This window comes from Pseudomonas sp. PDM14 (assembly GCF_014851905.1).
Taxonomy (GTDB): Bacteria; Pseudomonadota; Gammaproteobacteria; order Pseudomonadales; family Pseudomonadaceae; genus Aquipseudomonas.
Map to the genome: position 1 here is coordinate 708,092 of NZ_JACVAQ010000002.1, position 13,561 is coordinate 721,652.

Consider the following 13,561-nt stretch of genomic DNA (forward strand, 5'->3'; position numbering starts at 1 on the left):
GTTTTTATGGCTCGTATTGTTATCGCCGCGGTGGGTTATCCGCGGCACGGCTGGCAAATCCACCCGCTTGTGGCGGGATCGTCACGACGGGCCCCGCAAGAGGCGCCGCCATCAACAAGGTTGGCCGTTGTCCCTCGGCCGCGCCACTTTCATCCTGAAGGTGGTCGGGATGAGCTCCCCTCATCCCTGCCCTCGCCCTTGTGGAGCGAGGACACGTTGCATGGTGCTTTACTCGGCGTCGTTCAACGACAGCAGCGAAGCGTTGCCGCCCACCGCCGTGGTGTTGGTCGAGGTGGTGCGTTCGTTGGCGAAACGCAGCAGGTAGCTCGGGCCGCCGGCTTTCGGGCCGGTGCCGGACAGGCCGCAACCGCCGAAGGGCTGCACGCCGACCACCGCACCGATCTGGTTGCGGTTGACGTACAGGTTGCCGACACGGGCCCGGGCTTCGATGCGCTGTGCGGTTTCCTCGTTGCGGCTGTGCACGCCGAGGGTCAGGCCATAGCCGGTGGCATTGATCGCGGCGACGACCTTCTCCAGGTCCGCCGCCTGGAAGCGCACCACGTGCAGCACCGGGCCGAAGTTCTCTTTCTTCAGTTCGTGGATACCACCGATCTCGAACGCTACCGGGGCGATGAAGTGACCATTGAGGCCGGCCGGCAGGGTGGCTTCGGCGATCAGCTTGCCTTCACCCTTGAGCTGGGCGATGTGCGCCAGCAGGCCGGACTTGGCTTCCTCGTCGATTACCGGGCCGACGTCGCTGACGCGCTGGTGGGTCGGGCCGACGTTGAGTTCGGCCATCGCGCCCTTGAGCAGGTCGAGCACGCGCTCGGCGATGTCGTCCTGCACGTAGAGCACGCGCAGGGCCGAGCAACGCTGGCCGGCGCTGGTGAAGGCGGAGGCCACGGCATCCTTGACCACCTGCTCGGGCAGCGCGGTGGAGTCGACGATCATGGCGTTCTGGCCGCCAGTCTCGGCGATCAGTGCGGCAATCGGGCCCGGCTTGTCGGCCAGCTGACGATTGATGATGCGCGCGGTGTCGGTGGAACCGGTGAAGCACACGCCGGCGACGCGGGCATCGCGACAGAACACGCCGCCGAGGGTGGCACCGTCGCCCGGCAACAGGGCGAACACGTCTTTCGGCAGGCCGGCTTCGAACAGCAGGTCGGCAGCGCGGGCGGCGATCAGGCTGGTTTGCTCGGCCGGCTTGGCCAGCACGCAGTTACCGGCAACCAGTGCGGCGCTGATCTGGCCCAGGTAGATGGCCAGCGGGAAGTTCCACGGACTGACGCAGGCGAAAATGCCGCGGCCTTCGTGGAACAGCTCGTTGCGCTCGCCGGTCGGCCCCTGCAGTTCTTCACGGCCCAGACGCAGGCGCGCCTGTTGGGCGTAGTAGCGGCAGAAGTCGACGGCTTCGCGGACCTCGTCGATGCCGTCCTGCAGCGATTTGCCGGCTTCCAGGGTACACAGCGCCATCAGCTCGGCGCGGTGGGTTTCCATCAGGTCGGCAACGCGGTCGAGGATCGCCGCACGATCGTCGACCGGGGTGGCGTTCCAGCGCGGCCAGGCGGCGCTGAGCACGTCGAGGGCGGTGGCAGCCTGCTCGGCGCTGGCGAACTGCACGCTGCCGACGACCTTGGCGAGGTCATAGGGGCAGCGCACGTCCTGCGCGGCACCGGTGAGTTTCTGCCCGTTGATGACCGGGGCGGCCTGCCAGGTCTTGCCCAGGTTGGCGTTGAAGTCGGACTCGAGGTCGGCCCATTGGCTCTGGATGTTCATGTTGATGCCCTGCGAGTTTTTCCGCGCCGCGCCAAACAGCGCCAGCGGGTGGGGGATTCTGTCATTGCCGAGGGTTTTGAACTTGCGCAGCTGCGTCACCGGGTGATCAATCAGCGACTCGACCGGCACGCTCGGGTCGACCAGCTGGTGCACGAACGAGGAGTTGGCACCGTTCTCCAGCAGGCGACGCACCAGGTACGGCAGTAGGTCCTTGTGCGCGCCGACCGGGGCGTAGATGCGCACGTTGCGGCCATGCTTCTCGAGCACGGTGTCGTACAGCGCATCGCCCATGCCGTGCAGGCGCTGGAACTCGAAGTCACGCACTTCGCCGGATTCGGCCTTGGCCGCATCGGCCATGCTCAGGATGCAGGTGACGGTGTGTGCGTTGTGGCTGGCGAACTGCGGGTAGATCACGCCGCGGGTGTGCTCGGAGAGCAGGTAGCGGGCACAGGCGATGTACGAAGTGTCGGTGCCTTCCTTGCGGGTGAATACCGGGTAACCCAGCGCGCCCTGGACCTGGCACTGCTTGATCTCGCTGTCCCAGTAGGCGCCCTTGACCAGACGCAGCGGCATCTTGGCACCGAGTTCCTTGCCCAGCAGGGTCAGCCACACCAGCACCGGCAGGCAACGCTTGGAGTAGGCCTGGACCACCAGACCGAACTCGCCCCAGCCGGCGATGGCCGGGTCGCGCATGAGCTTTTCGTACAGCTCCAGGGACAGCTCGAGGCGGTCCGCTTCCTCGGCATCGACCGAGATGCCGACGTCCAGCGCGCGGGCACGGATGGCCAGCTCACGGACGTTGGCGAACAGCTCGGTTAGTACGCGCTCGCGCTGTGCCACTTCGTAGCGTGGGTGCAGGGCGGAGAGCTTGATCGAGATCGACGGGCGCGGGCCGGGACCGACCTGCGGCTCCTTGCCGACCGTGTCGATGGCCTTGCGATAGTCGCTCATGTACTTCTCGGCGTCGTCGGCGGTCAGCGCCGCTTCACCGAGCATGTCGAAGGAATAGGTGTAGCCCTGCTCGCGCTGCGGACGACCGTTCTTCAGCGCTTCGCTGATGGTGCGGCCGAGGACGAACTGCTTGCCCATGAGCTTCATGGCCTGGTTCATCGCGGCGCGGATCACCGGCTCGCCGGAACGCTTGATCAGGCGACCGAGGATGTTCTTCGGACGGCCATCGGCAGTTTCCGGGTCGACCACCTTGCCGGTCATCACCAGGCCCCAGGCGGCGAAATTGACCAGCACGTTGTCACTCTGGCCGAGGTGGCGTTCCCACTCGGCGGCATTGAGCTTGTCGCGAATCAACGCATCGGCCGTGGCGGCATCCGGCACGCGCAGCAGCGCTTCCGCCAGACACATCAGCATCAGCCCTTCGTGGGTGTCGAGGCTGTACTGGCGCAGCAGGGCGTCGAGGGTGTCCTCGGCGTTGTCGCGGCTGCGCACGTCTTCGATCAGGTGACGCGCCTTGGCGCTGATGGCGTCGATGCCACTGGCACCGGGGTCGGCGAGCTGCAGCAGCTCGGTGAGATAGGCGGCCTCGTCGACAGCGTAGTTGGCGCTGATGACGGGAAAGAACTCGGCGGCAGTCTTGTTGAGAAAGTCGCCCTGCAAGACGTGACTGGCTTTGAACATCACGCCCCTCCTCTTTTTGAGACTGTTGTTTTCGGTCTAGCCCATTACCAAGGCGCTGCAAGAACGAATGGTTCTATGCAGGCGGCGCGGCGGGATGCGGGACTCTAGTGACAGGGGGGTGACAGGTTCTTGCGGGAAACTCTGGAGTTTTTGCGAAAACCTCCGGGAGGCGGAACTTAATCAATACGCGCGTTTGAATTTACCACGCCGAAGAATACGCGCTGCGAGGCCCTGGCACGGGGGACCTGGCGCGGCGCAGGGGGCGTGGAGGATGACGGATCGGGGTGCACGGGGAGGCAGCAAAAAGTCCGCTGCGTTTGTCGATTTAGGCCGCTGATCGGCCTGAACGAACGTCCTGCGTGGCGCCGTCGGGCGCATCGCACGAGCGTTGCATTATGTGACCGAACGCACCCCGCTAGCGCTCGATCACCTGCCCGCGCATCGGTGCCAGACGGGCAATCAGGCGGTTCTGCGTCGGCACAGGGATGCCTTGCGCATCCATCGAGTCGATGAGGTTTTCCACCAGCGCATTGAAGTCGCTGCGGGTCAGGTTCAGGCCCTTGTGGCCCTCTTCCATGGTCTCACCCTTGTATACGCAGGGACCGCCGGCGATCACACAGAACTTCTCCACCAGGCGGTCACGCAGCAGGTCGATGTCGACGCGCTGGAAGTGCGCGACGATGCGTTCGTCGCGCGCCACGTTGAGCAGCATGCCTTCGACGATGCGGGTGATGCCCGGCTGCTCGCCGAGCGAGCGGTACAGGCTGTCGTCCGTGGCGCTGGGCGTGGCACAGGCCGTGAGCACGAGACACAGGGCAATCAGCAGGCCGCGCATGTCAGAAGCTCCCCTGGATGGACAGGTAGGCACCGTCCTGATTGTCCAGGCCGGCGATCTCGCCCAGCCGCGCGTAGGCCAGGACCACGGCCAGGTGTTTGTTGGGGAAGTAGCCGACGAACACGTCGGACCAGTCGCTCTCGCCGGCGAAGGACAGGTTGTCCGGCTTCTCACGGTACTCCACGCCCACCGCCCAGCGCGGGTTGAGCAGCACCGCCAGCGAGCCTTCCTTTAGCACCGAATGACGGTCGCGGCGGTCGCCGCCGAAACCAAGCAGGCCCTGCTCGTTGGCGCGGCTGTAGCGCAGGTTGCCGTTGACCAGCAGGTTGTAGCCGAAGGCGCCGCCGAGGAACAGGCGGCTGGCGGCCAGGTAGGCCTCGGTGTCTTCGTCACGTTGCGCACCGATCAGGTTGGGCACGAAGAAATCCTTCTGCCGCTTGTGTTCGATGCCCAGCGAAACCTGCGGCAACTGGTCGTAGATCAGGTCACCGAACAGGCGCACCTTGAGGCCGAGAATGTCCTGACTGAGCGTGTTCGGCAGGCTCAGGTCTCGCGCCAGGGTGCCGAGGTCGAAGCGCTGACGGGCATAGGACAGCTCGATGCGGTTGCCGTAGGACGCCGCCACGCCGCCGACATCCAGGCGGTAGTCACCGGTTTCCACACGGGTGACGAAGGCCGTCGCCCCCCACTCGCCCTGCTCGCCGTAACCGGCCAGCACCGCCCACGGCACGATGCCGCCGCCGGCCGCTCCGTCGATACTGGTCGCCCCGCCCGTGGCGAGCAGGCGCCCCTGGTCGGCCTGCACCCAGGCTGGCAACAGTGAACAGAGCAACAACAGGGAGGCAGGCAGTAACGCGCGGGGCATCGTCGAGTTCCTCAGGGTCAATGGGCCGTGGCCAGTGAGGTGACAAGGGGTTGCGCCATCCAGGCCTCGAAGGCCTGTGCCGGCAGCGGCCGGCTGATCAGGTAGCCCTGCGCGGTGTCGCAGTTCCAGCGTTTCAGCAGGTCGAGGTTGTGGGCGTATTCGACGCCTTCGGCGACCACACGCAGGCCGAGGCTGTGACTCATCTCGATGGTCGAGCGGACGATCACGGCGTCGTCGCTCTCGGCATCCAGCTCGCGGATGAACGACTGGTCGATCTTCAGCTCCTGTACCGGCATGCGCTTGAGCTGCGCCAGCGAGGAGTAGCCGGTGCCGAAGTCGTCCACCGACAGGTGAATACCGCAATCGCGCAGGCCATGCAGCACCTCCAGAGCACGGGTCGGGTCCTGCATCATCGCGCTCTCGGTGATCTCGAACACCAGTTGCCCGGCATCCACGGTGTGCTGCGCGAGCAGCGCGCTGACCCGCTCGACCAGGCCGAGGCTGACCAGATCGTCGGCGGAGATGTTCAGCGAGACCTGCATGTGCAGGCCGCGCGCGTTCCATTCCTCGAGCTGGCGCAGCACATCCTCGATAACCCAGTTGGTGAGGAGCTGGATACTGCCAGTACGCTCGGCCAGGGGGATGAACTCGCCCGGCGACACCATGCCGTACTGCGGATGATTCCAGCGCAGCAGCGCTTCGGCCTCGCGTACCTTGCCGGCGCGGATGTCGAGCTTCGGCTGGTAGTGCAGCAGCAGCTCACCGTGCAGCGCGGCGTAGCGTAGGTCGCGCACCAGATTGATCTGGCGCAGGTGAGCCGCGTCGCGGCCCTCCTGATAAAGCTGCAGGCGGCCGGGCAACTGGGTGGCGTCCTGCATGGCGATGGCCGCGCGGCGCAGCAGCTCGTCGGCGGTGGCACCGTCGGCGGGGAAGCTGGCGATACCGATGGCGCAGTCCAGGCTGATATCCAGGCTGCCGACCTTCATCGGCTTGAGCAGCAGTTGCTGCAGTTTGTCCGCCGCGGCGATGGCGCTGTCGCTGTCACAGTTCTCCAGCAGCATCAGCATCTCGTCGGCGACCAGGCGGGCCAGGGTGTCACCGGGGCGCAGCGTCGCCTGCAGGCGGCGGCTGATCTGCTGCAATGCCTGGTCGGCACCGTCGGTGCCACAGCTTTCTCGAATGTTGCGGAAATTGACCATGCCCAGGTGCAGCAACGCGGTCGGGCGCTCGGAGGTGATCGCGCTACCCAGGCGTTCCAGCGCCAGGGTGCGGTTGGGCAGGCCGGTGAGCGGGTCATGCAAGGCGTTGTGCGCCAGCTGCCGCTCCCGCTCGGCGATGCCGTCCTGCATGCTGTTGAAAGCCTTGGCCAGCGCGCCCAGTTCGTCGCCGCGCTGCAACGCGATGGGGGTACGGTAGTCACCCTGGCCAATCCGCCCGGCCGCACCGGCCAGCGCCACCACTGGCTGCGACAGGCTACGCGCGAGCATCAGCGCGCCGAGCAGCGAACCACAGAGCGCGGCGATGGCAATCAGCAGGATGTCATGGTCCAGCGGCGCAAACGCGGCCTCGGCCTGGTCCACCGACTTGTGCAGCAGCGCCAGCACCTGATAGCCGGGGCCGCTGCTCAGGGTCCGCCACTCGCCTAGGTAACGCTGGCCGTCCTGTTCCAGCAGGCGCGTGCCACTGCTCTGCTGCTGCTGGATCTCGTCGCGCAGGCGTTCGTGCAGCACCGCCGGCAAGGTGCTGACCCAGCCATGCGGCTTGCCATCCTCGATCGACACCAGGGTCAGCTCCAGGTGGGTCAGCTCGCGCAGTTCGGCGGCGAAGGCGCTGTCGACATGGAAGCCCATCACCACCCGGGCGATCGGCAGTGGCGCCTTGATGCTCGCCTCGACCAGCAGGTAGACCTCGCCATTGATCGGCAACAACGACACCGGCGCGCCGCTGCGGCCTTGCTCGGCCATCTGCTGGGCCAGGCGCGTGGCTTCGGCAGCATCCACCTGTTCGGCACTGCTGGCCAGCAGGCTGCCGTCGAGGCCAAGCAGCAGGGTCACGTCGGCATTGATCCGCGCACCGTGATTGGCCAGCGCCGAGCCGATGGTGTCGCGGTCACCGCTGGCCACCGCATCCTTGAAGCCGAAGTCGGCGGCGAGCACCTGCACCGCGTCGTGCAACTGCCGCCCGCGCACCTCCAGCAACTGCTCGAAAACCCGTCCGCCGGTACCCAGTTCCTCGCGCAACTGGTTGTGGACGGCCACGCCGGTGGCCGCCTTCACCGCAAAATACAGGGCACTGATCACCACCAGCAGGAGCAGGATCAGGACACTGGCGATACGCGTCTGGAAACTATTGCTGAACGTCACGCGTGGCCTTCTTGAACGCTTCGCCAAAGGCGCTGGGTTTCGGGGTGGACGGCAGCGCGGCAGCGGAGCCGCTCAGCTGTAGTGTAAAGCGCTGCTGCAGCCCCTTCTCGGGTACCACCAGTTGCCCGGCACTCACCGGCAGCATGTTCGCCAGCTGCGGGTGCCACAGCGTGGCCTGGTAGGTGCCGGCCGGCAGGTTGTCGATCTTCAGCTTGCCGCTGTCATCGCTCACCGCAAACCAGGGGTCGTCGGTGACGTAGATGTAGCCGAGCATCCAGTCGTGGATGTTGCAGCCGAGCACCACCAGGCCGGGCTTGTCGAACAGCACCGGCTCGCTCGGTGTGCCCTGGTAGAGGCGCAGCTCGAAGCGCTTGGTCGGCGAGAAGGAATAGACCTGATGACGAACGTTGTCGCTGTTGGGAAAGTGCACCGCAGTACCGCTACGCACGGCGAGCACGGTGGGCGCGAACTGCAGGCTGCGTTGATCCATGATCCCGCTGGCGGCGGCCGGGCCGCCGGCGCCGCCGAGGGTCAGCACGGCATTGCCCAGTGCCTGGCCAGTGGCGTCGACCAGTTCGGCGTCGAGGCTGGCGGCGCTCACGGACATCACGGGAATGGCCAGACAGAAGATGAAACTGAATGCGCGGGACGAAGGCTTGATCATGCGGCGTTCCATTACCCGAATTCGGTACGGGAGAGGTTAGTACACGCCTTCCTGGCAACCTGACTACGAGGTTTTTCAGCAGATTAGCCGAGCCCCCGATGAAGATCACGCAGAAAAAGCCGCCCGCTCAGCAGACGGGAAAAATGCCCGTTCAGGACAGTACATTGCGGTCGAACACATACAACATACTCGCCCCCGGATTGTGCTGCAGCAGGTTCTGCGGGCGCCCCATCTTCGGATAGTTCTTCTCGCCGGTGTCGACGATCCAGCCGCTCTGCTTCATCTTTTCCAGGCGCCCGCGCAGGGTGGTGTGCTGCACTGCCTGGCCCAGGCAAGCCTGGAACGCGGCCAGCGCCTCGGTGACACTGAAGCGCGGGGTCAGCAGGTACAGCGGCAGCGAGGTGTACACCGATTTGCCGGCCAGGCGCTCGGCGGCCTGGACCACCAGCTGCGCGTGGTCGAACGGCAGCGCGCAGCGGCCGGCGCGAACGTCCTCCAGCGCAACGAAACGCAGGTCTTCGCCCTGCCCCGCCGTGCCCGGCTGGAGCAACGCCAGGTAGAACGTGCTCAGCGACCAGCCACGCGGGTCGCGTACGGCGTTACCCACGGTGGCAACCTGCTCCAGGTAGCACGGGCGGATGCGCGCCTTCTCGGCCAGGGCGCGGGTGGCAGCGGCATCCAGATCGTTGTCGGCACAGCGACCGTTGACCAGCACACCGGGCAGCGCCCACTCGCCAGCGAACGGCGCCTGCTCACGGCGGATCAGCAGCAGCTCCAACTCGGCCTGTTCGTTCAGGCGCAGCGCGACGATGTCGACGCCGGCCAGCACTTGCGCACTCATGCCCTCTCCCTTCGTTTCGCAGACTTATTTCATCTTGACGAATAAATCGGTGCATTTCACGCCCTGCAGTGAAAAATGACTTGACGACATATTTCATCAGGTGAAATATGTAGCCATCAAAACGTGGAAAGAGGGAACCCGCATGAAAATCGCCAGCTTCGACGTCGATGCGCAAAAGGGCTTCACGCCGCTGTGCCCGGACGAGCTGCCGGTCGCCGGTGGCGAGCAGATCGCTCCAGCCCTCAACGCACTGGCCAGCCGCGCACACCTGCGCCTGGGCAGCAAGGATGCGCACAGCCCGCACGCTGCCTGGATCGCGCCGAGCCATGCAGAGATGCTCAAGCCGCTGCCGCTGGCCAACGCCGACATCTCCTGGGTCAGCCACTGCGTGCCGGGCACGCCGGGCTTCGAATTGCTCGACGAGCTGCCCGCCCCGCTCGACTACGACTACTTCGTGTGGAAAGGCGTGGAGCCCGACCTGCACCCCTACGGCGCCTGCTACCACGACCTGGCTGAGCGGCGCAGCACAGGCGCCATCGAGTTTCTCCGGCACAATGGCGTGGCACGCGTGCTGGTCGGTGGCCTGGCCCTCGACTACTGCGTGAAGACCACCGCCCTGCAATTGCGCCGGGCCGGCTTTGCGGTCGACGTCTACCTGCCGGCCTGCCGCGCCATCGCCGACGATACGGCCCAGGCGGCCTGCGCCGAGATGCGCGCTGCGGGCATTGCGCTGCACGCCAGCCTCGATGAGCTGGACGCGGCCCTCAACAGCAAGGAACTGGAGAACTGACCATGGGCGAAAGCGTATTTGCCGAGCGCATCGTGCAGAACCTGCTCGATACCGACTTCTACAAGCTGACCATGATGCAGGCGGTGCTGCACAACTACCCCAACGCCGAGGTGGAGTGGGAATTCCGCTGCCGCAACCAGGAAGACCTGACGCCGTACCTGGCCGAGATCCGCTACCAGATCGAGCGCCTGGCGGACATTTCCATTACCGTCGACCAGCTCGCCTTCCTGGAAAAGATCCCGTTCATCAAACCGGACTTCATCCGCTTCCTCAGCCTGTTCCGTTTCAACCTGCGCTATGTGCAGACCAGCGTCGAACAGGGCCAGCTGTGCATCCGCCTGCGCGGGCCGTGGCTGCACGTGATCCTCTACGAGATCCCGTTGCTGGCGATCATCAGCGAGGTGCGCAACCGCTACCGCTACCGCGAGGTGCTGCTGGAGCAGGCCAGCGAGCAGCTCTACCGCAAGCTCGACTGGCTCAAGGGCGAGGCCAGCGCCACGGAGCTGGAAGGCTTCCAGATCGCTGACTTCGGCACCCGCCGGCGCTTCTCCTACCGAGTGCAGGAAGAGATGGTGCACATCCTCAAGCGCGATTTCCCCGGGCGCTTTGTCGGCACCAGCAACGTGCATCTGGCCCGCGAGTTCGACCTCAGGCCAATCGGCACCATGGCGCATGAATGGCTGATGGCGCACCAGCAGCTCGGCCCGCGGCTGATCGACAGCCAGATCGCCGCGCTGGACTGCTGGGTCCGCGAGTACCGCGGCCTGCTCGGTATAGCCCTGACCGACTGCATCACCACCGATGCCTTTCTCAACGATTTCGATCTGTACTTCGCCAAGCTGTTCGACGGCTTGCGTCATGATTCCGGTGACCCGCTGGTGTGGGCCAACAAGGCCATCGCCCACTACGAGAAGCTCGGCATCGACCCCATGAGCAAGACCCTGGTGTTCTCCGACGGGTTGAACCTGGAGAAAGCGCTGAGGCTCTACCGTGCACTTCACGGGCGGATCAACGTAAGCTTCGGCATCGGCACCAACCTGACCTGCGACATTCCCGGCGTCGAGCCGATGAACATCGTGATCAAGATGACCGCCTGCAACGGCCAGCCTGTGGCGAAGATTTCCGACACCCCCGGCAAGACCCAGTGCCTGGACGAGAACTTCGTCAGCTACCTGAAACATGTCTTTCGCGTCCGCGACGCCCAGTGAGGATCCCGAGATGAGCAACCGCCAAGCCGAAATCGCCGCCGCCCTCGACGTGGTGCCCCCTTTCGCCGATGACGCCGCCCTGCAGGCGGAAATCGAACGGCGCAAGGGCTTCATCAAGCAGACCCTGCGCAACGCCGGCCTCAAGGTGCTGGTGCTGGGCATCAGCGGCGGCGTCGACTCGACCACCGCCGGACGCCTGGCGCAGCTGTCCGTCGAGGAGCTGCGCGCCGAAACCGGCGATGCCGACTACCGCTTCATCGCCGTGCGCCTGCCCTACAATACCCAGCACGACGAAGCGGACGCGCAAGCCTCGATGCAGTTCGTCAACGCGGATGAAGAGCAGACGGTGAACATTGCCGACAGCGTGATCGGCCTGCGCGAACACGTCAGCGGCCTCAAAGGGCTCAGTGACGCCCGCCGCGACTTCGTCGTCGGCAACGTCAAGGCGCGTATTCGCATGGTCGCCCAGTTCACCATCGCCAACGCCCACAACGGCCTGGTGATCGGCACCGACCACGCCGCCGAGGCCGTGATGGGCTTCTTCACCAAATTCGGTGACGGCGCCTGCGACCTGGCGCCCCTGAGCGGCCTGGTCAAGGGCCAGGTGCGCGCCATCGGCCGCGCCTTGGGTGCGCCGGACCAACTGGTGCACAAGGTGCCGACCGCCGACCTGGAAGAGCTGCGTCCGGGTAAGCCAGACGAGGACGCACACGGCGTGACCTACGCCGAGATCGACGCCTTCCTGCATGGCCAGCCGGTGAGCGACGAGGCCTACGCGATCATCGTGCGCACCTACGACAACACCCGGCACAAGCGCGAATTGCCACTGGTGCCGTAAGACCAGCGAAGCGCCCCCAGCAGGCTGCGCCGCGCGCACCGATCAGTCCCGCTTCATGGCACCAAGGTGCGCACGGCGCGCCCTACGGCTTCCGCAAAAAAGACCGCGCCCGCTGTGTACTAAGCGGGCGCGGTCTTTTTCATTGCAGCGGCGGGCTAGAAGCTGGCAACCGGCGCGGGCGGCGGCTGATCGGGAATGGTCGGCTCCCCAGGCTCAATCGGCTGGTCCGGCACACCGGGCTCGGCCGGCGAATCGGGATCCGGCTGACCGGGAATGCCGCCGGCCTGCCAGCTGGCACGCCAGTAGATGTCCGCCAGGGTGCTGGCGGCGGTGTCGCGAGATGATGTGGCCATGGGAGGTCTCCGTCGGCGAACGAGCGAGTCAGTCGGTAGAGTCCGCCGGCCGGCAAACAATTCCCCCTGTTTTCGTCCCGCCCGTCCCGCCGGGCGACGCCGCTCAGCGCGGCTGGTTGAACCGCACGCTGATCGATACCAGCACGCGCTGCTCGTCATCATTGCCCAGGCGATAGCTGCTGGGCGGCGCGTAGCCCAGCCACACCTGGCTGCCGTTCTTCAGCACCAGGTCCGAACGCTCGTCGCCACTGCCCTCCAGGCCCACCAGCAGCGGTGTCACCACTTCGCGGTTCTGCCCCAGCCAGAGCTGGTCATCGACGCCGAACTCCAGCGCCGGCCCCTGATACTCGACGGCCTGCAGCCAACCGAGGAACAGGTCTTCGGTGAAGGTCTCCAGCTTCCAGCAGCGCACCTCCTGCAGCACCGCGCCGGCGAACACCAACAGCATCGAATTGCCGTACAGCAGCCCTTCACGGCCATTGCGCAGGGGAATCCGCGCCGTCGGTGCACCCAGGCGCTTGATGAACGCCGCGGGCGTGGCCGTGGGGAACAGGCCGAACACCTCACGCCCGGTCTGCACCATCAGGCGTTCGTCGGCCCGGCTCAGCGGGGTGATGGCCAGGCACAGCAGGAGCAACAGCGCGCGCAACGGGGTCATGGCAATTCCTTTCGCATGGATGAAGAAAACCCGGGCAGAAAAAAGCCGGGATGACCCCGGCTTCGTTCGTGCGGCGCGGATCAGGTCTTCGGCAGGGTCACGCCGGTCTGGCCCTGGTACTTGCCACCGCGGTCGGCGTAGGACACTTCGCAGGCCTCGTCGGACTGCAGGAACAGCATCTGCGCCACGCCTTCGTTGGCGTAGATCTTCGCTGGCAGCGTGGTGGTGTTGGAGAACTCCAGGGTCACGTGGCCTTCCCACTCGGGTTCCAGCGGGGTGACGTTGACGATGATGCCGCAGCGCGCGTAGGTGCTCTTGCCCAGGCAGATGGTCAGCACGTCACGCGGGATGCGGAAGTATTCGACGGTACGCGCCAGGGCGAAGGAGTTCGGCGGAATGATGCACACCGGGCCTTTGACGTCGACGAAGCTGCGCTCATCGAAGTTCTTCGGGTCGACCGTGGCCGAGTGGATGTTGGTGAAGACCTTGAATTCGTCGGCGCAGCGCACGTCGTAGCCGTAGCTGGAGACCCCGTAGGAAATCAGGCGCTCGGCACCTTCGGTGCGCACCTGGCGCTCGACGAAGGGCTCGATCATGCCGTGTTCCTGGGCCATGCGGCGAATCCACTTGTCCGATTTGATGCTCATGGCGGGCGTCGTCCTGATGGCGGTTGAAGAAAAAGCGAGCGCGCATCTTACCGGGAGCCAGTGCCGGGTTCAAAGGCCGCATCCGTCGGCG

The 13,561-nt window shown here is 65.7% G+C and carries 12 protein-coding genes; 3 read left to right on the forward strand and 9 right to left on the reverse strand.

Annotated elements, in window-relative coordinates:
• Positions 1-228 precede the first annotated feature (228 nt).
• From putA to IB229_RS15945, 6 genes are all read right to left on the reverse strand, one after another.
• Complete coding sequence (gene putA, locus IB229_RS15920) at positions 229-3,408, reverse strand: bifunctional proline dehydrogenase/L-glutamate gamma-semialdehyde dehydrogenase PutA (RefSeq protein ID WP_192330694.1); 3,180 nt, start codon at positions 3,406-3,408, stop codon at positions 229-231.
• 415 nt (positions 3,409-3,823) lie between these two features.
• A complete protein-coding gene (locus IB229_RS15925; RefSeq protein WP_192330696.1) occupies positions 3,824-4,243 on the reverse strand; it encodes a group I truncated hemoglobin in 420 nt (139 codons plus the stop codon).
• A gap of 1 nt (position 4,244) precedes the next feature.
• Positions 4,245-5,108, reverse strand: coding sequence for a DUF3034 family protein (locus tag IB229_RS15930; protein ID WP_192330698.1), 864 nt, complete (start codon positions 5,106-5,108; stop codon positions 4,245-4,247).
• Between the two features lie 17 nt (positions 5,109-5,125).
• Positions 5,126-7,471: a putative bifunctional diguanylate cyclase/phosphodiesterase gene (locus IB229_RS15935; RefSeq protein ID WP_192330700.1), complete on the reverse strand. Its 2,346-nt coding sequence runs from the start codon at positions 7,469-7,471 to the stop codon at positions 5,126-5,128.
• Entirely contained in the window at positions 7,455-8,135 is a 681-nt protein-coding gene (locus tag IB229_RS15940; protein WP_225579158.1) for a methylamine utilization protein, read from the reverse strand. The genes IB229_RS15935 and IB229_RS15940 overlap by 17 nt, the downstream gene beginning before the upstream one ends.
• 151 nt (positions 8,136-8,286) lie before the next feature.
• Positions 8,287-8,976, reverse strand: a complete 690-nt coding sequence (locus IB229_RS15945) for an NUDIX domain-containing protein (protein WP_192330702.1) — start codon at positions 8,974-8,976, stop codon at positions 8,287-8,289.
• 142 nt (positions 8,977-9,118) lie between these two features.
• Here IB229_RS15945 and IB229_RS15950 point away from each other — a divergent pair, with 142 nt between their 5' ends.
• From IB229_RS15950 to nadE, 3 genes are read left to right on the forward strand one after another with little or no spacing between them, the layout of a single operon-like run.
• Complete coding sequence (locus IB229_RS15950) at positions 9,119-9,766, forward strand: nicotinamidase (protein ID WP_192330703.1); 648 nt, start codon at positions 9,119-9,121, stop codon at positions 9,764-9,766.
• A gap of 2 nt (positions 9,767-9,768) precedes the next feature.
• A complete protein-coding gene (gene pncB, locus IB229_RS15955; RefSeq protein ID WP_192330705.1) occupies positions 9,769-10,974 on the forward strand; it encodes a nicotinate phosphoribosyltransferase in 1,206 nt (401 codons plus the stop codon).
• A gap of 10 nt (positions 10,975-10,984) precedes the next feature.
• Complete coding sequence (nadE, locus tag IB229_RS15960; protein WP_192330713.1) at positions 10,985-11,812, forward strand: ammonia-dependent NAD(+) synthetase; 828 nt, start codon at positions 10,985-10,987, stop codon at positions 11,810-11,812.
• 155 nt (positions 11,813-11,967) lie between these two features.
• Here nadE and IB229_RS15965 read toward each other — a convergent pair whose 3' ends face one another.
• The 3 genes from IB229_RS15965 to dcd form a co-directional block, all read right to left on the reverse strand.
• Entirely contained in the window at positions 11,968-12,165 is a 198-nt protein-coding gene (locus IB229_RS15965) for a hypothetical protein (protein WP_192330715.1), read from the reverse strand.
• A gap of 103 nt (positions 12,166-12,268) precedes the next feature.
• Complete coding sequence (locus IB229_RS15970) at positions 12,269-12,823, reverse strand: hypothetical protein (RefSeq protein ID WP_225579159.1); 555 nt, start codon at positions 12,821-12,823, stop codon at positions 12,269-12,271.
• A gap of 80 nt (positions 12,824-12,903) precedes the next feature.
• A complete protein-coding gene (dcd, locus tag IB229_RS15975) occupies positions 12,904-13,470 on the reverse strand; it encodes a dCTP deaminase (protein WP_192330717.1) in 567 nt (188 codons plus the stop codon).
• Positions 13,471-13,561 lie beyond the last annotated feature (91 nt).

What these genes read in the sequence shown, in the direction of transcription:
- putA (WP_192330694.1), bottom strand. Translation starts at nt 3,408, where the DNA reads ATGTTCAAAGCCAGTCACGTCTTGCAGGGCGACTTTCTCAACAAGACT.
- IB229_RS15970 (WP_225579159.1), bottom strand. Translation starts at nt 12,823, where the DNA reads ATGACCCCGTTGCGCGCGCTGTTGCTCCTGCTGTGCCTGGCCATCACC.
- IB229_RS15950 (WP_192330703.1), top strand. Translation starts at nt 9,119, where the DNA reads ATGAAAATCGCCAGCTTCGACGTCGATGCGCAAAAGGGCTTCACGCCG.
- IB229_RS15965 (WP_192330715.1), bottom strand. Translation starts at nt 12,165, where the DNA reads ATGGCCACATCATCTCGCGACACCGCCGCCAGCACCCTGGCGGACATC.
- IB229_RS15945 (WP_192330702.1), bottom strand. Translation starts at nt 8,976, where the DNA reads ATGAGTGCGCAAGTGCTGGCCGGCGTCGACATCGTCGCGCTGCGCCTG.
- IB229_RS15930 (WP_192330698.1), bottom strand. Translation starts at nt 5,108, where the DNA reads ATGCCCCGCGCGTTACTGCCTGCCTCCCTGTTGTTGCTCTGTTCACTG.
- IB229_RS15940 (WP_225579158.1), bottom strand. Translation starts at nt 8,135, where the DNA reads ATGATCAAGCCTTCGTCCCGCGCATTCAGTTTCATCTTCTGTCTGGCC.
- dcd (WP_192330717.1), bottom strand. Translation starts at nt 13,470, where the DNA reads ATGAGCATCAAATCGGACAAGTGGATTCGCCGCATGGCCCAGGAACAC.
- nadE (WP_192330713.1), top strand. Translation starts at nt 10,985, where the DNA reads ATGAGCAACCGCCAAGCCGAAATCGCCGCCGCCCTCGACGTGGTGCCC.
- pncB (WP_192330705.1), top strand. Translation starts at nt 9,769, where the DNA reads ATGGGCGAAAGCGTATTTGCCGAGCGCATCGTGCAGAACCTGCTCGAT.
- IB229_RS15925 (WP_192330696.1), bottom strand. Translation starts at nt 4,243, where the DNA reads ATGCGCGGCCTGCTGATTGCCCTGTGTCTCGTGCTCACGGCCTGTGCC.